This is a genomic window from Massilia sp. Mn16-1_5 (assembly GCF_004798585.1).
Lineage (GTDB): Bacteria > Pseudomonadota > Gammaproteobacteria > Burkholderiales > Burkholderiaceae_D > Telluria.
In genome coordinates, this window is the sequence record NZ_PPXQ01000011.1 from 24,671 (window position 1) to 46,849 (window position 22,179).

Genomic DNA, 22,179 nt, shown 5'->3' on the forward strand with positions numbered 1-22,179 from the left:
AATGACCATGTCTGCTGCCCTCAAAGCCGCTTTCACCCCTGCCGGCAAGCTGCGCGCCTCCATCAACCTGGGCAATCCCATCCTCGCCTACCGCGATGCGGCGGGCAATGCGGCCGGCGTGTCGGTCGACCTGGCGACCGAGTTTGCCAAACGGCTGGGCGTGGAACTGGAAATGGTGGTCGTGGACGCCGCGGGTAAATCGGTCGAGGTCGTCGTCAGGGAAGATGCCGACATCGGCTTCTTCGCCATCGACCCGCTGCGCGGCGAGCACATCGCGTTCACCAGCGCGTATGTCCTGATCGAGGGCTGCTACCTGGTGAAGGACGACTCGCCGCTGCGCGCCAACGAGGAGGTCGACGTGGCTGCGCACCGCGTGGTGGTCGGCAAGGGTAGCGCCTACGACCTCTACTTGACGCGCACCCTGAAGCAGGCGCAAATCGTGCGCTCGCCGACCTCGCCGACGGTGGTCGATGTCTTCCTGGAAGAAAGCGCGGACGTCGCGGCCGGGGTCAAACAGCAGCTGGAAGCCGACGCCAGGCGCCTGGGCGGACTGCGCCTGCTGGGCGAGCGCTTCATGGTGATCCAGCAGGCGATGGGCACGCCGAAGAGCCGCGGTCTCGAGGCCGCAGCCTTCCTCGCCGGCTTCGTCGAAGAGATGAAAGCGGGTGGCTTCGTTGCCGCGGCATTGGCGCGGCATAGCATCGAAGGGGCGTCGGTGGCACCGGCGGCGTGAGCGCCGAGTCTTCACTTTTTCTTACATCAGAAGTGAATTGCGGTGAATGATCGGATGCATTCCCGGCATTAATCTGTGTTGATATCGACTCGATGCGTCGGCAGAACCTTTTCTGCCCGCGGCGTCCATGGTCCACGCACACCGGCAGCAAGACCGGTACGGCTGTAGAGGTAATCCCGGTTTACCCCACTTCACGGAGACAACAGCATGAAGACCGCATTCCCGACATCCCTTCTCTGCCTTGCGCTGACGGCAAGCCCCGCCTCACATGCGGCGGGCTACCCGGACAAGACGATCACGATGATCGTTCCCTTCGCGGCCGGCGGCCCCACCGATACCATCGCCCGCCTGCTGGCCCAGGCCATGGGTAACGACCTGAAGCAGCAGATCATTGTCGAGAATGTGGGCGGCGCGGGCGGCACCCTGGGCGCGGCGCGCGCGGCCCGCTCCAATCCCGATGGCTACACCATCTTTCTCCATCACGTAGGGCATGCCACGGCACCGAGCCTGTACCGCAAGCTCTCCTACAGCAGCATCGATAGTTTCGAACCGGTCGGTCTCGCCACCGACGCGACCTCGACCCTCATTGCGCGCAAGGACTTCCCGGCGAAGGACATGCCGGAGCTGCTTGCCTACCTCAAGGCGAACAAGGAGAAAGTGACGCTTGCCAACGCGGGGATCGGCGCGGCCTCGCACCTGTGCGGCATGCTCTTCATGAGCGCCGTCGGCGTCGAGCTCACCACCGTACCCTACAAAGGCACGGGGCCGGCGATGAACGACTTGCTGGGTGGACAGGTCGACCTGATGTGCGACCAGGCCACCAACACGATGGGCCACATCAAGACCGGCAAGGTCAAGGCCTATGGCGTCACGTACAAAAATGCGGTCGCCAGCCTGCCGGGCTTGCCTCCACTGGCGAGCAGCGGTCTGCCCGGCTTCGAACTGTCGGTCTGGCATGGCCTGTATGCCCCGAAGGCGACGCCCAAGGACGTGGTGAACCGGCTGAGCAGCGCATTACAGCACGCCGTCTCGGACCCCACGGTCAAGCAACGCCTTGCGGACCTCAGTACCGACCCGGTGGCCCCGAACCGCGCGACACCTGACGCCTTGCGCGCGCATTTGAAGGCGGAAATCGACAAGTGGGGGCCGATCATCAAGAAATCCGGTACCTACGCCGACTGATCGGCAGCCGCTTGCCGGCAGCGCGCATTGTGGGAAGCAGCACAGAGCGCGCGTCTTTTCATGCCTACAATCCTCGCACCACTTCAGCACGGGGAACGGCATGCAACGCTACAAGAACCTGAGCGGCGAATCGGGCGTCGTCGCCTACGAGATCGGCGACCGCTCGATCACCATCCGCTTTACCGGCGGCGACCGCTATCTCTACACCGACCAGAGCGCCGGCGCGGAAAACATCGCCGAGATGCAACGGCTGGCGACGCTGGGCAGTGGCCTGTCGACCTTCATCAGCCAGGTCGTCAAGGAGCGCTACGCGCGCAAACTGGATTGAGGCGCGCCATGAGCATGTTCCCGCACGACCGCAGTTTTGCCGCCTTCCTGTTCGACATGGACGGCACCCTTCTCACCTCGATCAAGTCGGCCGAACGGGTCTGGACCGCCTGGGCGGAGCGCCATGGCCTCGACGTTTCCACCTTCTTCTCGACCCTGCACGGCAAGCGCCCCCACGACACCATCCGCCAGCTCGGCCTGCCCGGCGTCGATCCGATTGCCGAAGCGGCCTGGATCACGGCGGCCGAGATCGAGGACGTCGCCGACATCGAGGCCATCCATGGCGCGGCGGCTTTTCTCTCCAGCCTGCCGCCTGAACGCTGGGGCATCGTCACCTCGGCGCCGCGCGCACTGGCCAAGGCGCGTCTCGCCGCGGCCGGGCTGCCTTCGCACCGCCTGTTGGTGGCGGGCGAGGATGTGGAGCACGGCAAGCCGGCGCCGGATCCCTTCCTGCTGGGCGCGCGCAAGCTGGGGTTTGCGCCGGCGGAGTGCCTGGTGTTCGAGGATACGCAGGCGGGCCTGCAGTCGGCCAAGGCGGCCGGGATGGACAGTATCGTCGTGACGCTGACGCATACGCATCCGATGGAGACGGATGTGTTCGGGGTGCTCGATTATGCGGATTTGCGGGTTGTGCGCACCGCGGATGGCCGCTTAAAAATTGCCTGCGGCTCGTAGGGTGGGCACTTGTGCCCACGCGGTGCGGCGTATGCAAATCGAACAGCAGAACGCAGCCGATTGCCTGTAGCGCCATCCAGACACGGTGCGATATGCGAATGCACGACCGCGTGGGCATGAATGCCCACCCTACACGTCACTCGTGGCGATACACCCGCGGCTCGAGCGTATGCTCTTCCACCGGCGGCTGAGGCGCGGCCGCATTCGCATCCCGCTTCGGATACGGCGTCCCATCCTTGTGCAAATAACTGCCGGTCGCGCCGTCGTACATCAGGTCGATGTCCGGATACGTCGCCTTGTCGGCAGGGATATTCGGCCCGACCGCGACGAACAGGGCGTTGCCCCAGCTGCGGTTGACCAGGTGGTGGCCATTCGGGCGGCCTGCCGGGAAAGCGGCGCAGTCGCCGGCCCGCATCAGGGTTTCGCCTTCGTCGGTGACGAGCATCAGCTCGCCCGACACCACCATCACGAACTCGTCCTCATGGGTGTGCCAGTGGCGCTGCGAGGAGGCCGCGCCCGGTTTCAATTCGACCAGGTTGACGCCGAACTGGGTCAGGCCGCCGGCCTCGCCCAGTGCCTGCCGGCTGCGTCCGTTGACGATGTCGGCGAACGGTTCCGGATAGCCGGTTCCGGTCAGTACGGGGATACTGCTCAGGTCTAACCGCATACATTTTCCTTCCAGTTTGGGGGAGCTGCATGTGCAAGCCGGCTCCCCTCTTTCAGGATGGGCTCAGCTCGCGCGTTTCTGTACCAGCGTCAGGATATCGTAACTTGCCACCAGTTCGTCGTTCTGGTTCGTCACCTGCACGTCCCAGGCCACCACGCCCTGGCCGCGGCCCTGCTCGTCGGTACGGTTGCGGTCGACCTTGCGCTTGCAGGTCAGGCGCGCCCGGATGGTGTCGCCGATCGCGACCGGCGCCACGAAACGCAGGTTGTCCAGGCCATAGTTGGCCAGCACCGGACCCGGCGCCGGCGACACGAACAGGCCGGCCGCCGCAGACAGCACGAAGTAGCCGTGCGCGATGCGCTTGCCGAACTGGGTGTCCTTGGCCGCGATCTCGTCGAAGTGCATATAAAAATAGTCGCCCGAGACGCCGCCGAAGTTGACGATGTCCGCTTCGCTCACCGTACGGCGGTGGGTCAGCAGCGAGTGGCCGATCTCCAGCTCTTCGAAGTGACGGCGGAACGGGTGCACCTCGGTTTCCTTGACCGCGGCGCCGCGCACGTATTCTCCCGTGACGGCCGTCAGCATGGTCGGCGAGCCCTGCACCGCCGCGCGCTGCAGGAAGTGCTTTACCGCACGGATGCCGCCCAATTCTTCGCCACCGCCGGCGCGGCCAGGGCCGCCGTGCTTCAGCTGCGGCAGCGGCGAACCGTGGCCGGTGCTGTCCACCGCCGATTCGCGGTCCAGGATGTGCACGCGGCCGTGCGAGGCGGCGGCGATCGGCACCGCGTGCGCGGCGATCATCGGGTCCTTGGTCGCCAGCGTCGTGACCAGGCTGCCGCGGCCCAGCGCGGCCAGGTGCAGGCCTTCGTCGATGTCGCGGTAGGTCATCATGGTGCTGACCGGACCAAAAGCTTCGATGTCGTGCACGGCCGTGTTGATCGACGCGTTGCGGCACAGGAGCAGGGTCGGCGAGAAGAAGGCGCCGTTGGCGGCATCATCTCCGACCGGATTGAAGCCGTGATGGGCGCCGAAGATGACCTCGTTGCCGCGCGCGAGCATCTCGACGCGCTCCGACACGTCGCGGTGCTGGTCCATCGAGGCCAGCGCGCCCATGCGCACGCCTTCCATCTTCGGATTGCCGACGACGACTTTCGACAGACGGTCGCGCAGGCGCTCGCCCAGCGCGTCGACGTGCTGTTCGGGGACGATGATGCGGCGAATCGCCGTGCACTTCTGGCCGGCTTTACCGGTCATCTCGCGTGCCACTTCCTTGACGAACAGGTCGAACTCCGGATCGTCCGGGGTCACGTCAGGTGCCAGGATGGCGGCGTTCAGCGAATCCGCTTCGGCCGTGAAAGGCACCGATTCGCGGATCAGGTTCGGATTGGCGCGCAGCTTGGCGGCGGTGTCGGCCGAACCGGTGAAGGTGACGGCATCGAACCCGGTCAGGCGGTCCAGCAAATCTCCGGTCGAGCCGATCACCAGTTGGAGCGAGCCTTCCGGCAGCAGGCCGGATTCATGCATCATCTTGACGACGGCATGCGTCAGGTAGCTGGTCGCGGTGGCCGGTTTGCCGATGCAGGGCATGGCAGCCAGGAAGCTCGGCGCGAATTTTTCGAGCAGGCCCCAGATCGGGAAATTGAAGGCGTTGATGTGGACGGCCAGGCCGCCCTTCGGCACCAGGATGTGGGTGCCGGCGAAGCCGCCGCGCTTGCCTAGGTTGAGCGCCGGGCCTTCGTGCAGCACGTTCGAGGACGGCAGTTCGCGCGAGCCCATGCTGGCGTAGGCGAACAGGGTGCCGATGCCGCCTTCGACGTCGACCCAGCTGTCCGGACGGGTCGCGCCCGTCAGGTGCGAGATCTCGTACAGCTCTTCCTTGCGCTCCATCAGGTAGAGCGCCAGGGCCTTCAGGCGCTGGGCGCGGGTCTGGAAGTCGAGCTTCATCAGGCCCGGGACGCCGGTCTTGCGGGCGTAGGTGACGGCTTCGTCGAAGTCGATCTTCTCGGCGTGGGTATGGTAGACCAGGCGGCCGTCCAGGGCGCTGTGCAGCGGGGATGCGGCTTCCTGGCCGATCCAGCGGCCGGCGATCCAGCTTTGCAGGGTGCTTGGGTTTGCCATTTGTTGTCTCCTCAGGATTCGTTTGCGCGGGTGGTTTGCGGAGGCCGCAAACGCGTGGACTCGGGAGTCCACCCTACGTATAGATTATTTTTTGGGCGCGTGGCCGCCGGTCGTGCTGAAGTCGAAGACCGGGCGGTTGGGTTCGATTTCGGTAAAAGCTTCGACCTCGCGCATCGTGTTCAGGGAGCGCGTCGTCAGTTGGTGGTACTGCTTCGTACCGAAGCTCTTCCACTTGACGTCTTCGTCTTTCAGCTCGCGCATCACTTTCGCCGGCGTGCCCATCACCATGCTGCGCGGCGGGATGACCATGCCGGCTTTCACGAAGCTCATGGCGGCGACGATCGATTCTTCTCCGACGACGGCGCCGTCCATGACGACGGCGTTCATGCCGACCATGGCGTTGCGGCCCACGCGGCAGCCGTGCAGGACGGCGCCGTGGCCGATGTGGCCGTCGACTTCGATGACGGTTTCGCCGTCCTCGAAGCCGTGCATCACGCAGCAGTCCTGGACGTTGGCGCCCTCTTCCAGGATCAGGCGGCCGAAGTCGCCACGCAGCGAGGCCAGCGGGCCGATGTAGCAGCGCGGGCCGACGATCACGTCGCCGATCAGCACCGCCGTCGGGTGCACGTAGCTGGTCGGGTGCACCACCGGGCGCACGCCGTCGATCTCGTAGACTTTGACCATATGTTTACACCCGTTCGATGATGAGGGCGATGCCCTGGCCGACGCCGATGCACATCGTGCACAGCGCGTAGCGGCCGCCGGTACGCTGCAATTGATAGGCAGCGGTGGTGACCAGGCGTGCGCCCGATGCGCCCAGCGGATGACCCAGCGCAATCGCGCCGCCGTTCGGGTTGACGTGTTCGGCGTCGTCGGCCAGTCCCAGGTCGCGCATCACGGCCAGACCCTGGGCGGCAAAGGCTTCGTTCAGCTCAATGACATCCATCTGGCCGATGGTAAGTCCCGTCTGCGCCAGCACCTTCTTCGTCGCCGGTGATGGTCCAAAGCCCATGATCCGCGGCGGCAGGCCGGCAGTCGCCATGCCGATGATGCGGGCGCGCGGCGTCAGGCCGAAGCGCTCGGCGGCCGAGCCGGATGCGATCAGCAGCGCGCAGGCGCCGTCGTTCACGCCCGAGGCGTTACCGGCGGTGACGGTGCCGTCCGGCATCACGACGCCTTTCAATTTCGCCAGCGCTTCGATGGTGGTGTCCGGACGCGGATGTTCATCCGTGTCGAACACGCGCGACTCGCCTTTTTTCGAATGCAGGGTCACGTGCACGATCTCGTCCTTGAACAGGCCGGCCGCATTGGCGCGCGCCCAGCGCTGCTGGCTGCGGATCGCAAAGGCGTCCTGGTCGGCGCGGTTCACGTTGAAATCCTTGGCCACGTTCTCGGCCGTCTCCGGCATCGAGTCGATGCCATATTTTGCCTTCATCAGCGGGTTCACGAAGCGCCAGCCAATCGTCGTGTCCTCGATCTTGGCGGCACGCGAAAAGGCGCTGTCGGCCTTGCCCATCACGAAAGGCGCGCGGGTCATGCTCTCGGAGCCGCCGGCGATGATCAAATTCGCCTGGCCGGACAGGATGGCGCGCGCGCCGATGCCGACCGCGTCCAGGCTGGAGCCGCACAGGCGGTTGATGGTATTGCCCGGCACTTCGGGCGGCAGGCCCGCCAGCAGGCCGGCCATGTGGCCGACGTTGCGGTTGTCTTCGCCGGCCTGGTTGGCGCAGCCCCAGTACAGGTCGTCGACCATGGCCCAGTCGACGTCCTTGTTGCGCTCCATGAGCGCGGCGATCGGCAATGCCGCCAGGTCGTCGGCACGCACGCTGGCCAGCGAACCGCCATAGCGGCCGAAGGGGGTGCGGATGGCGTCGCAGATGAATGCGTCAGTCATGTCTGTCTCCTCTTTATGTATTCTTTGGACGCTTGTCGACCACACGGCGGGCTTTACCCGTCATCGTGCGCTCGATGCCCATCGGCGGCGTGAGCGTCACCTTGGTCGTCACGCCGACATAGGTCTTGATGCAGTGCTGCAGTTCCTTCGCCAGCGCGGCGATGCTGTCCTCGGTGTGCGTGTTTTCCTTCAGCTCGCCGAAGACTTCCAGCGTGTCGAGGTGGCCGTCGCGCGCCACGACCAGCTGGTACTGGGGCGCCAGCGCCGGCATCTTCAACACGAGTTCCTCGATCTGGCTCGGGAACACGTTCACGCCGCGGATGATCAGCATGTCGTCCGAACGGCCGGTGATCTTGCCCATGCGGCGCATCGAGCGCGAGGTGGGCGGCAGCAGGCGGGTCAGGTCGCGCGTGCGGTAGCGGATGATCGGCAGCGCCTCTTTCGACAGCGAGGTGAAGACGAGCTCTCCCTCTTCGCCGTCCGGCAGCACCTCACCGGTATCCGGGTCGATGATCTCGGGATAAAAGTGGTCTTCCCAGATCACCGGGCCATCCTTGCTCTCGATGCATTCGCTCGCCACGCCCGGCCCCATCACTTCCGACAGGCCGTAGATGTCGACCGCGTCGATACCCGCCTCCGTTTCGATGGTGCGGCGCATCTCGTTGGTCCAGGGTTCCGCCCCAAAAATGCCGACCTTCAGCGACGAAGCGGCGGGATCGAGGCCCTGGCGCTTGAATTCCTCGACGATGTTCAGCATGTAGGACGGCGTCACCATGATGATCGAGGGCTGGAAATCGCAGATCAGCTGCACCTGCTTTTCGGTCTGGCCACCCGACATCGGCACCACCGTGCAGCCCAGGCGTTCGGCGCCGTAGTGGGCACCGAGACCGCCCGTGAACAGGCCGTAGCCGTAGGCGACGTGCACCATGTCGCCCGGACGGCCGCCGGCCGCACGGATCGAGCGCGCGACGACATCGGCCCAGGTATCGATGTCTTTCTGCGTGTAGCCGACCACCGTCGGACGTCCGGTGGTGCCGGAGGAGGCGTGCACGCGCACCACCTGCTCGCGCGGCACCGCGAACAGGCCGAACGGGTAGTTGTCGCGCAGGGTCTTCTTTTCGGTGAAGGGGAATTTCGCCAGGTCGGCGAGCGTCTTCAGGTCGCCTGGATGCACGCCCGCTTCGTCGAAGGCCTTGCGGTAGTGCGGCACGTTCTCATACGCGTGCTGCAGCGACCATTTCAGGCGCTCCAGTTGCAGCGCCTGCAGCTCGTCGCGGCTGGCGCGTTCGATCGGTTCCAGATCGCCTGGCGATGGAATACGTTGGACCATGTTGTGCCTCCTTATCTAGCTCTGGACTTTATGCGGCGTCCGTCACCATCCCGCTCACGCGGTGCGACTTGCCGCGGAAGAGCGCGATCGTGCGCCCTTCTTCGTTTTTCACCGTGACGTCGTAGACGCCGGTTTTACCTTGCAGCGCCTGCTCGACCGCCTCGGCGATCAACAGGTCGCCTTCACGGCCCGGCGCCAGGTAGTCGATCGTGCAGCCTGCGCCGACCGTATTGAAATTGTGCGAATTGCAGGCGAAGGCGAACGCGCTGTCGGCCAGCATGAAGGTAAAGCCGCCGTGGCAGGTGGCATGCCCGTTGAGCATGTCGGCGCGCACGCGCATGCTCATGCGCGCATAGCCGGGACGGATCTCGTCGAGCTTCATGCCCAGCGCCTGGCTGGCCGGGTCGCGTTCGTACATGGTCTTGCCGGCCAGTTCGGCCAATGCCTGAGGATCACTGTGCATGGAAACGGGCTCCGAATGGGTTGGCGGCGAGCTTGCGGCGCAGCAGGGGCGAGACGCGATAACGGTCTTCGCCATAGGTGGCGGCGAGGTTCGCCAGCACGGTGACGATGTGGTGGATGCCGACCGTATCGGCCCAGGCCAGCGGCCCGCGCGGATAGTTCACCCCTTTTTGCATCGCGATGTCGACGGCAATCGCGCTACACACACCCTGGTTCACGGCGTCCGCCGCTTCGTTGGCGAGCATGGCGACCGTGCGCATCACGGCCATGCCGGGCACGTCGTCCAGGCGCGTGACTTCGAAGCCGGCCGCCTGGAACAGGCCGACGGCGGCCTGGTAGGCCTCTTCGCCGCACTGGTCGGCGCGCGCCAGCGCGATGCGGGTGGCCTTCGCATGGTCGAACAGCAGGTCGTAGACGACCGTGTTCGGGTGGTTGTTGGCGGCAGCGCGTTCGGTGGCGGTGCGGCCGTCGGTGAGAAAAATCGCGGCGCCGTTGGTGTGCAGGGCCGGCGCTTCGTGCTTTTCGGCGCCCTGCAGCGGCTCGCGGTGCGCGACGGTGAAGCCGGCGCTGCTCAGGCGCGCTTCCATCGGGCTGAGGACGCTGCTCGTCACTTCGCGCGCGATGCTGATGCCGACGGTCTGCGGGCGCACCGCATGCGGCTCGGTCTGCACAGTCGACTTACCAGCATCAGCACCGTAGCGATAGAAGCCGCGGCCCGATTTACGGCCGAGGAAGCCGGCGTTCACCAGTTCCTGCTGCAGTACCGAGGGCGTAAAACGCTGGTCGCCGTAGTAGGCGGCGTGCACCGACTGCGTGACCGAGAAATTCACGTCGTGGCCGATCAGGTCCATCAGCTCGAAAGGCCCCATGCGGAAACCGCCGCATTCACGCATGACCGCATCCAGCGTCGGCGCGTCGGCTGCACCCTCCTGCAGCAGGCGCAGGGCTTCGGCATAGTAGGGACGGGCGACGCGGTTGACGATGAAGCCAGGCGTCGACTTCGCGTGCACGGGGTCCTTGCCCCAGGCTTGCGCGGTGGCGTAGACGGTATCGGCGACAGCTTTGTCCGTCGCCAGGCCGCTGACCACCTCCACCAGCGCCATCAGCGGCACCGGATTGAAGAAGTGCATGCCGACCAGGCGTTCCGGATGGCGCAGCTGTGCGGCGATCGCGGTCACGGAGATCGAGGAGGTATTCGTCGCCAGGATGGCGCGCGCATCGACGATGTCTTCCAGCTGCGCGAACAGGGTACGTTTCGCATCGAGATTCTCGACGATGGCTTCCACGACCAGCGCGGCGTCCTTGACCTCGCCCAGCGTGTTCACGGCCTGCAGGCGTTCGCGTGCGAGATCCGCTTCGGCCGCGCCCATGCGGCCCTTCTCGACCAGCTTGGCGTAGACCTTGCCGATCTCGACGATCGCGTTCGCCGCCGCGCCTGCGCGCGTATCGAACAGGCGCACCTGGTGGCCGCTGCTGGCCGCTACCTGGGCAATACCCGAACCCATGGCGCCGCTGCCGATGACGGCAACGACACTCTCCCTTGCCAGTGCCTCCATTACTCCCCCTTGAACTGGGCCGGACGCTTGGCGATAAAAGCGGCGACGCCTTCGCGGTAGTCGTGGCTGTAGCCGAGTTCGCGCATCATCTCGCCTTCCAGTTTCAACTGGTCAGGCAGAGTGTTCGCGTAGCTGGCCTGCAGCGCCTTCTTGGTGAAGGCGAGACCTTTCGTTGGCGCAGTGGCGAAGTGCTTGGCCATGGCCATGGCCTCGCTCATCAGCGCTTCGTCGTCGACGGCGCGCCAGATCAGGCCCCACTGTTCGGCTTTTTCGGCGGAGAGCTTCTCGCCCAGCATGGCCAGGCCCGTGGCGCGCGCCATGCCGATCAGGCGCGGCAAATGCCAGGTACCGCCGGTGTCCGGGATCAAGCCGAGTTTGCAGAAGGCTTCGATGAAGCTGGCGGATTTGGCGGCGAGGACGATGTCGCAGGCGAGGGCCAGGTTGGCGCCGGCGCCGGCGGCCACGCCGTTCACGGCGCAGATCACCGGCAGCGGCAGGCTGCGCAAGGTGAGCACCAGCGGCGCATAGAATTTTTCGACGGATTCGCCCAGGTCCACACCCGGTGCGCCTGGCGCGACGGCGCGGTCGCCCAGGTCCTGGCCGGCGCAGAAGCCGCGGCCGGCGCCGGTCAGGACCAGCACGCGCACGGACTTATCCGCTTGCAGCTTCTCGAGCGCGTCGCGCACTTCGAGGTGCATGGCCTGGGTAAAACTGTTCAGGCGGTCGGGGCGGTTCAGGGTGAGGACGGCGACGCTCTCTTCTACCTGGTATTGAATCGATTCGTAGCTCATGGGGTGTCTCCTCCAGTTTTATTTATTCGTGCTGGTCGAAATCGATGATCACGTTGTCCGTGATCGGGAAAGCCTGGCAACTGAGCACGAAGCCGCGTGCGACCTCGTAGTCTTCCAGTGCGTAGTTCACGTCCATCTCGACATTGCCCTCGACGACCTTGCAGCGGCAGGTCGAGCAGACGCCGCCCTTGCAGGAATAGCGCATGTCGATGCCGGCGCGCAGGCCCGCATCCAGGATCGATTCCTTGTCCTTGTCCATGGTAAAACTGGCGGCGCTGCCGTCCATGATCACGGTGACTTCGGTCTGGTGACGGGTGCCCTCCGCCACCGGGCGCGGCTTGTGCTCATGCTTCGGGATGCTGGCCGCGAACAGCTCGATGCGGATCTTTTCCTTGGCCATGCCAGCATCCTGCAGCGATTTCGAGACACCGTGCATCATGTCTTCCGGGCCGCAGATGAAGGCGACGTCGATATCCTGGATGTCGATCCAGCTTTTCAGGAAGGCGCTGCACTTTTCGCCCGTGATGCGGCCGTTGAAGAGTTCGATGTCCTGCTGCTCGCGGCTCATCACGTAGACCAGCTTTAAACGGCCCATGTAGATGTCCTTCAGGTCCGTCAGCTCGTCGCGGAAGATGACCGACGAGGAAGCACGGTTGCCGTAGACGAGGGTAAAGCGGCTCTTCGGCTCGGCCAGCAGGGTGGTCTTGATGATCGAGAGGATGGGCGTGATGCCGCTGCCGGCCGCGAAGGCCAGGTAGTGGCGTTCGCTGCCTGGATCGAGCGGCACGTTGAAGTGGCCCATCGGCGGCATGACTTCGAGCGTCGCGCCGGGTTTCAGGCTGTCGTTGGCCCAGTTCGAGAACAGGCCGCCCGGCGTCTTCTTGATCGCCACGCGCAGCTGCTCGTCCTGCACGGCCGAGCAGATGGAGTACGAACGGCGCACGTCTTCGCCCTCGATCATGGCGCGCAGGGTCAGGTGCTGGCCCTGCTGGTAGGCGAAGGTGGATTTCAGTTCCGGCGGCACGGCGAAGGTGACGGCGACCGCGTCGCGCGTCTCGTGCTTCACCTTGGCGACGGTGAGTGGATAGAATTTGCTCATGGTGTGCTTAGTGACACTTGAAGTAATCGAAGGGTTCGCGGCAGTCCAGGCATTTATACAAAGCCTTGCACGGGGTCGAACCGAACTGGCTGGTGAGCTGGGTGTGCTTCGAGCCGCAGTTCGGACAGGTGATCTCGGGCTCTTTGAACGTGCCGCGCTTGACGCCGCCGCGCAGGCCGCTGATGTCGATCGCCTGCTGCACGGGCGGCGCGATGCCATAGCCCTTCAAGGCCGCCTTGCCGGTCTCGCTCATCCAGTCGGTGGTCCAGGCCGGGGACAGCTGGTTCACCAGCTTCACCTTGCCCAGACCCTTCGCATGCAGGGCCTCGGTGACGGCTTCGCTGATGACCTGCATCGCCGGGCAACCCGAATAGGTCGGGGTAATCGTCACCACGCACTCGTCGCCCTCGAAGGCGACGTCGCGCACGATGCCGAGGTCGACGACCGAGATCACCGGGATCTCGGGATCGGGCACCTCGCCGAGCCAGGTCCAGACCTGCTCGAGCGTGACGCTCTGCGCGTTCATTACCACTCCGCTCCCGGATAGGCGCGCTGCAGGAACTGCATCTCAGCCAGGATGTAGCCCAGGTGCTCGCTGTGGCGGCCCTGCTTGCCGCCGCGCTGCATCCAGGCGCCAGGATCGGGCATCGTCAACGTGGCTTCGGTCAGGATGTCGTTCACGTGGTCGAGGAAGGAGGCGCGCAAGCCCTCCATCGCCGGGGCCACGCCCTGCTCGACCATCGCGTTGTCGATCTCGTCGTAGAGGAAGACTTCGCCGCTGTACATCCACAGGTCGTCGAGCGCAGCCTGCATCTTGCGGCGGCTGAGGTCGGTGCCGTCGCCCAGGCGCACCATCAAATCGCCGCTGCGGCGCAAATGATAGGTGACTTCCTTGAACGATTTTTCGGCGATCTCGGCGATGCGCGGGTCGCTCGATTGCAGCAGGCCCTGCATCAGGAAGTAGTGCCAGGTATCGAACAGGAACTGGCGCACCATCGTTTCGGCATAGCTGCCGTTCGGCTGCTCGACCAGCAGGACGTTCCGGAAGTCGTGGGCGTCGCGGTGGTAGGCGAGCTTGTCTTCGTCGCGTCCTTGCCCTTCGAGCTCGCCGGCATAGGTCAGCCACATGCGGGTCTGGCCCAGCAGGTCGAGCGCGACGTTGGTCAGCGCCATGTCTTCTTCGAGGGCCGGGCCCTTGCCGCACAGTTGACTGAGTTGCTGCGAGAGGATCAGGGCGTTGTCGCCCTGGCGCAGCAGGTACTGGATTTTTGCGTCATCCATGGCGCCGCTCACAGGTTCTTGACTTCTTCCGGCATCGGGAAGAAGGTCGGGTGACGGTAGACCTTGCTGTTGGCCGGCTCGAACAGGGCTTCCTTGTCGGAGGGGCTGGAAGCGACGATGTCGGCGGCGCGCACGACCCAGATCGAGACGCCTTCGTTGCGGCGCGTGTAGACGTCGCGCGCGTTGTTGATCGCCATTTCGGCGTCAGGGGCGTGCAGGCTGCCGACGTGCTTGTGGGCGAGGCCGTGCTGGCTGCGGATGAACACTTCCCACAGGGGCCATTCTTTGCTCATGATTGTCTCCGGTGTTTCAGGATGTTGGTGACGGTGTTGGGTCACCGTTTCGATATGCGGGCGTGACGCGTGGGCGGCAAAGCCGCCCACCTTACGGTTCTACGTTCTACGCAGCGGCTTTGCGAGCAGCGGCTTTGTCGGCGTGGGCGACCAGGGCGTCGCGGAACCATTCGCCGTCGTCCCAGGCTTTGACGCGCGTGCGCAGGCGTTCGCGGTTGCAGGGGCCGTTGCCCTTCAAGACGTTGTGGAATTCGCTCCAGTCGATCTCGCCGAAGTCGTAGTGGCCGGTTTCTTCGTTCCACTTGAGGTCGGGGTCGGGAATCGTCAGGCCCAGGTATTCGGCTTGCGGCACGGTCTGGTCGACCATGCGCTGGCGCAGTTCGTCGTTCGAGAACAGCTTGATGCGCCACTTGCTCGACTGCGCGCTGTTGACCGATTCGGCGTCCGACGGGCCGAACATCATGAGCGAGGGCCACCACCAGCGGTTCAGCGCATCCTGGGCCATCGCCTTCTGTTCCGGCGTGCCTTTCGCAAGGCTCATCATGATGTCGTAGCCCTGGCGCGCGTGGAAGGACTCTTCCTTGCAGACGCGGATCATGGCGCGTGCATACGGACCATAGGAGCAGCGGCAGAGCGGCACTTGGTTGATGATCGCCGAGCCGTCGACCAGCCAGCCGATCGCGCCCATGTCGGCCCAGCTCAGGGTTGGATAGTTAAAGATGCTCGAATACTTGGCTTTGCCCGAGTGCAGGGCGGCCAGCAGCTCGTCGCGCGACACGCCCAGGGTTTCGGCGGCGCTGTACAAATATAAGCCGTGCCCGGCTTCGTCCTGGATCTTGGCCAGCAGGACGGATTTGCGCTTGAGGGTCGGCGCGCGCGTCACCCAGTTGCCTTCAGGCAGTTGGCCGACGATTTCCGAGTGCGCGTGCTGCGAGATCTGGCGCACCAGCGTCTTGCGGTAGGCGTCGGGCATCCAGTCCTTCGCTTCGATTTTCACGCCGGCATCGATGCGTGCCTGGAAGGCCTGCTCCTCGGCACTCATGTCTTCGTTCGTCTGGACCTTTTTCAGGCCCGTTTCCACCATCTGTGCGTACATGGTCAGTCTCCCATTGCAAACATCGTCCAACAATAATACGATACAGAAAACGAGATGTACACCAAAATTTTGAATCATATTGAGAAGTGATTTTATGCAACAGCTAACCAGCAACGAGTGGATTGAACAGGCACTTTCCGCCGAGCCATTGCGCTCAAAATCGCTCGTGATGACGGTGATGGGCGACGCCATCGCGCCCCACGGCGGCGCCGTCTGGCTGGGCAGCCTGATTGAGTTATTGGCCCCGCTCGGCGTCACCGACCGCCTGGTGCGTACCAGCGTGTTCCGCCTGGTGCAGGAAGGCTGGCTCAACGCCAGCCGAGAAGGCCGGCGCAGCCGCTACGCCTTCGAGCCGCGCTCCCTGCCGCGCTTCCAGCGCGCCGACCGCCGCATCTATGCCCCGCCCGGCCTGCATTGGGATGGCCGCTGGACCCTGGTACTCGCGCCCAACGGCAGCATCGACGGCGATCTGCGGACGGCGGTGAGGAAGGAACTCGAATGGGCAGGTTTTGCCATGCTGGGGCCGGGCATGCTGGCCCATCCGGCCGCGGACGCCGAAGGCTTGCTCGACGCGCTGGACCGCACGGGCGGCCGCGACAAGGTGTTCGTGCTGAGCGCTGCCGAGCTGCCGGACGTCGGCTCGCGCCCCTTGGGCGAACTGGTCGGCGAAGGCTGGGACCTGACGGCCGTGGCGCGCAGCTACGTCGACTTCATCGCCCGCTTCACGCCGCTGCTCGAGCTGTTGCGTACCGCGCCGGCGCTGGCGCCGGCGGATGCGTTCGCGGTGCGCTCGCTGCTGATCCACGCCTACCGGCGATTGCAGCTGCATGACCCGATGCTGCCGATCGAGCTGCTGCCGGATCCGTGGCCGGGGTCGGATGCCTATGCCGTGGCGCGGGCGATTTATTTGCTGGTGTATGCGCAGGCCGAGGTGCATATCGATGCGGTGCTCAGGCGCGAGGATGAGGCGGCGCCGTCGGCCGACGAGGCGTTTTATCAGCGCTTTGGCGGATTGCGCGGCTGAGCAGCCGGTCGGACGGCGTGCGCATGAATGCGCACCCTACGCGCTCCACCAACGCCGCCGTAGGGTGCGCATTCATGCGCACGCGGTTTCATCGTGTGACCATCCGCACCCTCAAACACGGCCTGAAACCGAGTATGATCTCGGCTTTACGCCTTCCATCTACAGGACACACCATGTCTATCAAGATCAGCAGCCAGTTCGACGCTGGCGCGATCGAGGTCGTGAACGCCACGAGCGCCAACGCCATCGATCTGAACATCCGCAAGGATTCGCACGCCGACATCATCCAGTGGTTCTACTTCCGCCTGCAAGGCGCGCAAGGCCAGGCCTGCACCATCCGCTTCCTGAATGCCGGCCAGGCCGCATATCCGGCCGGCTGGGAAGACTACCAGGCAATGGCCAGCTATGACCGCATCAACTGGTTCCGCGTGCCGACCTCCTACGATGGCCAGGTCATGACGATCACCCACACGCCGGGCATGGACAGCGTCTACTACGCCTACTTCGAGCCCTACTCGTGGGAACGCCACCTGGAACTGCTCGACCGCGCCCAGATGAGCGAACACGTGCGCATGGTCGACCTGGGTTCGACCGTCGACGGCCGCGACCTGAACATGCTGGTTATCGGCGAGCCAGCCGAAGGCAAGAAAAAGGTCTGGGTCATCGCGCGCCAGCACCCGGGCGAGACGATGGCGGAATGGTTCGTCGAAGGCATGCTCGACGCCCTGCTCGATCCTGCCCATCCGTTCGGGCGCCAGCTGTTGAACGAGACCGTGTTCTACGTGGTCCCGAACATGAACCCGGACGGCTCGGTGCGCGGCAACCTGCGCACCAACGCCGCCGGCGCCAACCTGAACCGCGAGTGGCTGAACCCGACCATGGAACGCAGCCCGGAAGTCTTCCTGGTCAAGCAGAAGATGCATGAAACCGGCGTCGACCTGTGCCTGGACGTGCACGGCGACGAGGGCCTGCCCTACGTGTTCGTGGCCGGCAGCGAAGCCCTGCCGAACTTCACGGCCGAGCAGGCCGCCGCCCAGAAGCGCTTCAGCGACGATTTTAAAATCGCCAGCCCCGACTTCCAGGACGTGCACGGCTACGGCGAATCGCCCTACACAGAAGAGACGCTGACCATGGGTTCGCCCCACATCACGCACGCCTTCGGCTGCCTGTCGCTGACCCTGGAACTGCCGTTCAAGGACAACGCCAACGACCCGGACCCGCAGGTCGGCTGGGATGGCGCCCGCAGCGCGCGCCTCGGTGCGGCGGTGCTGCAGCCGGTGCTGCAGTCGATCCGCGCATTGAAGTAAGCTTCCCTACGCCCCGCCAGCCGGGGCGTTTTTCACTCTCCAACGAACACACACCATGAGCATCTTTTCCGCCCCCGTCTTCGACGCCACCGTCATCTACAACGGCCAGGAACTGTTCAAGGGCCAGGGCGCGGCCCGCGGCTGGGCCGAGAAGCTGGCGAAAGAGCTGGAAACCGATATCACGGTCGAGAAGATCGGCACCGGCTGGGCCCTGCGCGGCCAGGTCGACGGCGTCCAGGTCACCTGGGGCATTTACGGCCAGCGCCTGGCGCGCATCGAGGCGGCCTGACGAGCACGCGTGGGCTTGTCGCGGCCACAAATCGCTCTATAATCGGGTCATCAGCATTGCCGGATTTGACGGCTTTGTCCCTTCACCCGGCGGCATCTCCGCTACCCGATAGGTCGTTTCGATGAATTCCGTTCCCTCGCTCCGCGCTGCAGAGCCCACGCCGCAGCCGCGCATGTCGACCGGCATCGCCGGCCTCGACGACATCCTCGGCGGCGGCCTGACGCCGCAGCGCATCTACCTGGTCGAGGGTTCGCCCGGCGCCGGCAAGACCACGCTCGGGCTGCAGTTCCTGCTCGACGGCGCCGCCCGCGGCGAGCGCGGCCTGTACATCACCCTGTCCGAAACCGCCGACGAGCTGCGCGCGGTGGCCGCCACCCATGGGTGGTCGCTCGATGCGCTGGCGCTGTTCGAACTGGCCGGCGACGAGGCGCTCGACATCGACGCCCAGCAGTCGGTCTTCCACCCGTCGGAAGTCGAACTGGCCGAGACGACGCGTAATGTGATGAACGAGGTCGACCAGGTCAAGCCGCTGCGCGTAGTCTTCGACAGCCTGTCGGAAATGCGCCTGCTGGCGCAGAATCCTTTGCGCTACCGGCGCCAGATCCTGGCTTTAAAACAGTTCTTCGCTTCGCGCTCCTGCACCGTGCTGCTGCTCGACGACAAGACCAGCGCGTCCGACCAGCACCTGCACAGCATCGCCCACGGCGTCATCAGCCTCGAACAGATCGCCAAGGAATTCGGCAAGGAGCGCCGCCGCGTCAACATCATCAAGATGCGCGGCATCCGCTTCCGCGGCGGCTACCATGACTATGTGCTGGAAACCGGCGGCATCACGATGTTCCCGCGCCTGGTGGCGGCCGAGCACCTGCGCGACTTCACGCCGCAAACGCGCCCGACCGGTTCGACGGGCCTCGACCAGCTGCTCGGCGGCGGCCTAGTCAGCGGCACCAATACGCTCGTGGTGGGACCCTCGGGCATCGGCAAGACCACGCTGTCGGCGCGCTGCCTGCTGTCGGCGCTCGGGCGCGGCGAAAAGGCATCGTTCTATTTGTTCGACGAAGGCCTCGGCACTTTCTTCGCCCGCAATAACGCGCTCGGTATGGACCTGCGCCCGTATGCCGACAGCGGCCAGCTGCGCCTCACCCACATCGATCCGGCCGAGCTGTCGCCGGGCGAGTTCGCGCAGATGCTGCGCGACGCCGTCGAGCTGCACGGCGTGGGCTTCATCGCCATCGACAGCCTGAACGCCTACCTGCAGGCGATGCCGGGCGAGCAGTACCTTGTGCTGCAAATGCACGAACTGTTGTCCTACCTGAACCAGCAGGGCGTGACCACCGTACTGGTGCTGGGCCAGCACGGCCTGATCGGCGAGGTCCGCTCCGACGTCGACCTGAGCTACCTGGCCGATACCACGGTGCTGCTGCGCTTCTTCGAATCGCAGGGCCGCCTGCGGCGCGCCATCACCGTCATCAAGAGCCGCACCGCGAGCCACGCGCTCACCATCCACGAGCTGCAGCTCGGCCAGGAGGGCGTGCGCATCGGCGCGCCGCTGGAAGGCTTCGAGGGCGTCCTGAGCGGCCTGCCGAGCTACCACGGCTCGACCCCGATGATGGCAATGCCGCCCCATGCAAGCGAGTAAGCTGGCCGACGAACGCATCCTGATCTTCGCGCCGCACGGGCGCGACGCGCAGGTCATGTGCTCGGTGCTGGCGCGCGACGGCTTCGCCTGCGATGCCGTCCCCGGCTTCGACGCCTTCGTCGCCGCCATCGCCGCCGGTGCGGGCGCCGCCATCGTTGCCGAGGAAGCCCTGCAAGGCGTCGACATGGCGCGCCTGCGCGCCTGGCTCGACGCCCAGGAACACTGGTCCGACTTTCCCTTCGTCGTGCTGCTGACCCGGCTGGTTGGCGTGCCGGCCGACGGCGCCCGGGCGCGCCTGGAGGAACTCGGCAACGTGGTCCTGCTCGAGCGTCCGCTGAACGCCCAGACCCTGCGCAGCGCCGCCCTGTCCGCCCTGCGCGCGCGGCGCCGCCAGTACCACGCACGTGACGTGCTGCTCGACCGCGAGCGCACCGCCGAGAGCCTGCGCCAGAGCCAGGAAGCGCTGGTGCACCTGAACGAGACGCTGGAAGCGCGCATCGACGAACGCACGCGCGCCCTGGCCCAGGCCAACGACCGCCTGATGAACGAAGTGATCGAACGGGAGCGGGTCCAGCAGGCGATGGTCCAGTTCCAGAAACTGGAAGCGGTCGGCCGCCTCACCGGCGGCATCGCCCACGACTTCAACAACCTGCTCAACGTCGTGCAGGGCAGCATGGACCTGATCCTCCTGCTGTCGAAGGACGAGGTGGCGAAACAGCGCGCCGAGGTGGCGCGCCGCGCCTGCCAGCGCGGCGGCAAGCTGACCAGCCAGCTGCTGGCCTTCTCGCGCAACCAGAGCCTGGACTTGCGCCCGCTCGACGTCCATACCCTGTTCGAAGGCGTGCACGAACTGGTCGCCACCTCGCTCGGATCGAGCGTGCGCCTGCAGTTCGAGGTGGATGCCGCCGGCACCAGCGTGGTGGCCGACACCAACCAGATGGAGATGGCGCTGCTGAACCTCGCCATCAATGCGCGCGACGCCATGGACGGCGGCGGAGAGTTGCGCTTCACGGCCGTCCGCGCCGATCCGCCGGACGGCCTGCTGCCGCCGGGCGAGTATGTGCGCATCGCGGTGGCCGACAACGGCTCGGGCATGCCGCCCGAAATCGCGGCGCGCGTGTTCGAACCTTTCTACACCACCAAGGGCGTCGGCAAGGGGACCGGTCTCGGCCTGTCCCAGGTCTACGGCATGGCCCAGCAATCGGGGGGCGCGGCGCGCATCCTGAGCGAACAGGGTGTCGGCACGACGGTGGAAATCTGGCTGCGCGCGGCCGGCAGCGAAACGGCTGCGGCGCCGGCCGCGGCGCCCGCGCTGACGGCCACGCCGCTTCCCGGTGCGCACATCCTGGTGGTCGAAGACGACGATTTTGTCCGCGACTCGATGGTCGAATCGCTGGGCGCGCTCGGCTACACGGTCTCGCACGCCTCCGACGGCGAGGCGGGCCTGCGCGAGCTGGAACAGGGGCGCCCCGACCTGATCATCACGGATTACCTGATGCCCGGGATGACGGGCGCGGAACTGGTGCAGCAGGCACGCCTGGCCTTCCCGGACGTCCCGACCATCATCGCCACGGGTTACGCCGACATGCACGCGATCGAACAGGTGATCGGCGAAGACATGGTGCTGCGCAAACCCTTCCAGCTGGCCGAACTGGCCGCCAGCGTCGCGCGGGCGCTGCACAAGGTAGATAAGGCGACGGCCCGGACCTGAGCCGCGCAGGATTCAGACCTGTGCGGAGCCGTACAGCGCCTCGGTGACGGCGATCGATTCGCGCACCAGTTGTTCCAGCACCGTCACGTCGACCTCGTCGAGCCTGCGCACATACAGGCAGGACTTGCCCATCTTGTGCCGGCCGAGTTGCGCCAGCAGGTCCGCGCGCGCTCCCATATCGCAGCTGAGGTAGATGCTGATGTCTCCCTTGCGCGGCGCGAAGCCTGCCAGCGGCGCATCGCCTTCGCGCCCGCTGGCATAGCGATAATGGTAGCTGCCGAAACCGACGATGCTGGCGCCCCACATCACCGGCGGCTGACCCGTGATCCGCTCCATCAAGCCGCTCAGGACCTGGCAGTCGGCGCGCCGCGCCGGGTCGTCGATGGCGGCCAAATAGGCGTACGCATCCACCGGGGTCGGCAGCGTCTTGTTGGCAGCCATGACGCTGCCGTTTAGAGCTGCACGTCCAGGTGTTTTTGTACCCACGCGTGCGCATCCTCGACGGTGTCGAAGTGCACGGTGGCGATCACCGTCTTGTCATGCGCCAGGCAGCTGAGGTAGACGCGCTTCTCGTCGGCCGAACTGAGCAGGTCGGACTGCGGCGACAGCTCGACCGATGCCACCAGGTCGAGGTTCAGCAGCTGGGCCTTCTTCGGATTGTTTTCCTTGTCGATGCGGACGAATTTGCTCATGGCTGTTCCTTGG

The 22,179-nt window shown here is 65.5% G+C and carries 24 protein-coding genes; 9 read left to right on the top strand and 15 right to left on the bottom strand.

What is annotated here, in order from left to right; translation table 11 throughout:
• Window position 1 precedes the first annotated feature (1 nt).
• The 4 genes from C2862_RS14475 (at window position 2) to C2862_RS14490 (ending at window position 2,917) form a co-directional block, all read left to right on the top strand.
• Complete coding sequence (locus tag C2862_RS14475) at window positions 2-733, top strand: transporter substrate-binding domain-containing protein (RefSeq protein ID WP_136220846.1); 732 nt, start codon at window positions 2-4, stop codon at window positions 731-733.
• 207 nt (window positions 734-940) lie between these two features.
• A complete protein-coding gene (locus C2862_RS14480; protein ID WP_136220847.1) occupies window positions 941-1,915 on the top strand; it encodes a tripartite tricarboxylate transporter substrate-binding protein in 975 nt (324 codons plus the stop codon).
• A gap of 100 nt (window positions 1,916-2,015) precedes the next feature.
• Window positions 2,016-2,243, top strand: coding sequence for a hypothetical protein (locus C2862_RS14485; RefSeq protein WP_136220848.1), 228 nt, complete (start codon window positions 2,016-2,018; stop codon window positions 2,241-2,243).
• A gap of 8 nt (window positions 2,244-2,251) precedes the next feature.
• Window positions 2,252-2,917, top strand: a complete 666-nt coding sequence (locus tag C2862_RS14490; RefSeq protein WP_136220849.1) for an HAD-IA family hydrolase — start codon at window positions 2,252-2,254, stop codon at window positions 2,915-2,917.
• Window positions 2,918-3,053: 136 nt separating this feature from the next.
• Here C2862_RS14490 and C2862_RS14495 read toward each other — a convergent pair whose 3' ends face one another.
• The 13 genes from C2862_RS14495 to paaA form a co-directional block, all read right to left on the bottom strand.
• Window positions 3,054-3,584: a cupin domain-containing protein gene (locus C2862_RS14495; protein ID WP_136220850.1), complete on the bottom strand. Its 531-nt coding sequence runs from the start codon at window positions 3,582-3,584 to the stop codon at window positions 3,054-3,056.
• A 63-nt stretch (window positions 3,585-3,647) separates the two neighbouring features.
• A complete protein-coding gene (gene paaZ, locus C2862_RS14500) occupies window positions 3,648-5,702 on the bottom strand; it encodes a phenylacetic acid degradation bifunctional protein PaaZ (protein ID WP_136220851.1) in 2,055 nt (684 codons plus the stop codon).
• A gap of 84 nt (window positions 5,703-5,786) precedes the next feature.
• On the bottom strand, window positions 5,787-6,386 hold the full coding sequence (locus C2862_RS14505) for a phenylacetic acid degradation protein PaaY (RefSeq protein ID WP_136220852.1): 600 nt from the start codon (window positions 6,384-6,386) through the stop codon (window positions 5,787-5,789).
• 4 nt (window positions 6,387-6,390) lie between these two features.
• A complete protein-coding gene (pcaF, locus tag C2862_RS14510; RefSeq protein ID WP_136220853.1) occupies window positions 6,391-7,596 on the bottom strand; it encodes a 3-oxoadipyl-CoA thiolase in 1,206 nt (401 codons plus the stop codon).
• Between the two features lie 13 nt (window positions 7,597-7,609).
• Window positions 7,610-8,926 (bottom strand): phenylacetate--CoA ligase PaaK, encoded by a 1,317-nt coding sequence (paaK, locus tag C2862_RS14515; protein WP_136220854.1) that lies wholly within the window; start codon window positions 8,924-8,926, stop codon window positions 7,610-7,612.
• A gap of 28 nt (window positions 8,927-8,954) precedes the next feature.
• Window positions 8,955-9,389 carry a hydroxyphenylacetyl-CoA thioesterase PaaI gene (paaI, locus tag C2862_RS14520; RefSeq protein ID WP_136220855.1) on the bottom strand — a complete coding sequence of 145 codons (435 nt, stop codon included), beginning with the start codon at window positions 9,387-9,389 and terminating at the stop codon, window positions 8,955-8,957.
• Window positions 9,379-10,944: a 3-hydroxyacyl-CoA dehydrogenase PaaH gene (paaH, locus tag C2862_RS14525; protein ID WP_136220856.1), complete on the bottom strand. Its 1,566-nt coding sequence runs from the start codon at window positions 10,942-10,944 to the stop codon at window positions 9,379-9,381. Before paaH ends, paaI begins: the two co-directional genes overlap by 11 nt.
• Complete coding sequence (gene paaG, locus C2862_RS14530) at window positions 10,944-11,735, bottom strand: 2-(1,2-epoxy-1,2-dihydrophenyl)acetyl-CoA isomerase PaaG (RefSeq protein WP_136220857.1); 792 nt, start codon at window positions 11,733-11,735, stop codon at window positions 10,944-10,946. Before paaG ends, paaH begins: the two co-directional genes overlap by 1 nt.
• Window positions 11,736-11,757: 22 nt before the next feature.
• A complete protein-coding gene (gene paaE / locus C2862_RS14535) occupies window positions 11,758-12,834 on the bottom strand; it encodes a 1,2-phenylacetyl-CoA epoxidase subunit PaaE (protein WP_136220858.1) in 1,077 nt (358 codons plus the stop codon).
• A gap of 7 nt (window positions 12,835-12,841) precedes the next feature.
• The gene (gene paaD / locus C2862_RS14540; RefSeq protein ID WP_136220859.1) at window positions 12,842-13,360 is read right to left on the bottom strand and encodes a 1,2-phenylacetyl-CoA epoxidase subunit PaaD; all 519 of its coding nucleotides are present in this window, start codon (window positions 13,358-13,360) and stop codon (window positions 12,842-12,844) included.
• Window positions 13,360-14,115, bottom strand: a complete 756-nt coding sequence (paaC, locus tag C2862_RS14545) for a 1,2-phenylacetyl-CoA epoxidase subunit PaaC (protein ID WP_136220860.1) — start codon at window positions 14,113-14,115, stop codon at window positions 13,360-13,362. Before paaC ends, paaD begins: the two co-directional genes overlap by 1 nt.
• Window positions 14,116-14,123: 8 nt before the next feature.
• A complete protein-coding gene (paaB, locus tag C2862_RS14550; protein WP_020651929.1) occupies window positions 14,124-14,408 on the bottom strand; it encodes a 1,2-phenylacetyl-CoA epoxidase subunit PaaB in 285 nt (94 codons plus the stop codon).
• Between the two features lie 106 nt (window positions 14,409-14,514).
• Entirely contained in the window at window positions 14,515-15,504 is a 990-nt protein-coding gene (gene paaA / locus C2862_RS14555) for a 1,2-phenylacetyl-CoA epoxidase subunit PaaA (RefSeq protein WP_136220861.1), read from the bottom strand.
• A 94-nt stretch (window positions 15,505-15,598) separates the two neighbouring features.
• Here paaA and paaX point away from each other — a divergent pair, with 94 nt between their 5' ends.
• The 5 genes from paaX (at window position 15,599) to C2862_RS14580 (ending at window position 21,474) form a co-directional block, all read left to right on the top strand.
• Entirely contained in the window at window positions 15,599-16,528 is a 930-nt protein-coding gene (gene paaX / locus C2862_RS14560; RefSeq protein ID WP_136220862.1) for a phenylacetic acid degradation operon negative regulatory protein PaaX, read from the top strand.
• Between the two features lie 173 nt (window positions 16,529-16,701).
• Entirely contained in the window at window positions 16,702-17,835 is a 1,134-nt protein-coding gene (locus tag C2862_RS14565; RefSeq protein ID WP_136220863.1) for a M14-type cytosolic carboxypeptidase, read from the top strand.
• A gap of 55 nt (window positions 17,836-17,890) precedes the next feature.
• Window positions 17,891-18,124, top strand: coding sequence for a hypothetical protein (locus C2862_RS14570; protein ID WP_136220864.1), 234 nt, complete (start codon window positions 17,891-17,893; stop codon window positions 18,122-18,124).
• A 172-nt stretch (window positions 18,125-18,296) separates the two neighbouring features.
• Window positions 18,297-19,763: an ATPase domain-containing protein gene (locus C2862_RS14575; protein WP_229467440.1), complete on the top strand. Its 1,467-nt coding sequence runs from the start codon at window positions 18,297-18,299 to the stop codon at window positions 19,761-19,763.
• Window positions 19,750-21,474, top strand: coding sequence for a response regulator (locus C2862_RS14580; protein ID WP_136220866.1), 1,725 nt, complete (start codon window positions 19,750-19,752; stop codon window positions 21,472-21,474). The genes C2862_RS14575 and C2862_RS14580 overlap by 14 nt, the downstream gene beginning before the upstream one ends.
• Window positions 21,475-21,486: 12 nt before the next feature.
• Here C2862_RS14580 and C2862_RS14585 read toward each other — a convergent pair whose 3' ends face one another.
• Both C2862_RS14585 and C2862_RS14590 read right to left on the bottom strand, forming a co-directional pair.
• A complete protein-coding gene (locus C2862_RS14585) occupies window positions 21,487-21,915 on the bottom strand; it encodes a DUF1801 domain-containing protein (protein WP_136220867.1) in 429 nt (142 codons plus the stop codon).
• 11 nt (window positions 21,916-21,926) lie between these two features.
• Window positions 21,927-22,166: a hypothetical protein gene (locus C2862_RS14590; RefSeq protein ID WP_136220868.1), complete on the bottom strand. Its 240-nt coding sequence runs from the start codon at window positions 22,164-22,166 to the stop codon at window positions 21,927-21,929.
• Window positions 22,167-22,179 lie beyond the last annotated feature (13 nt).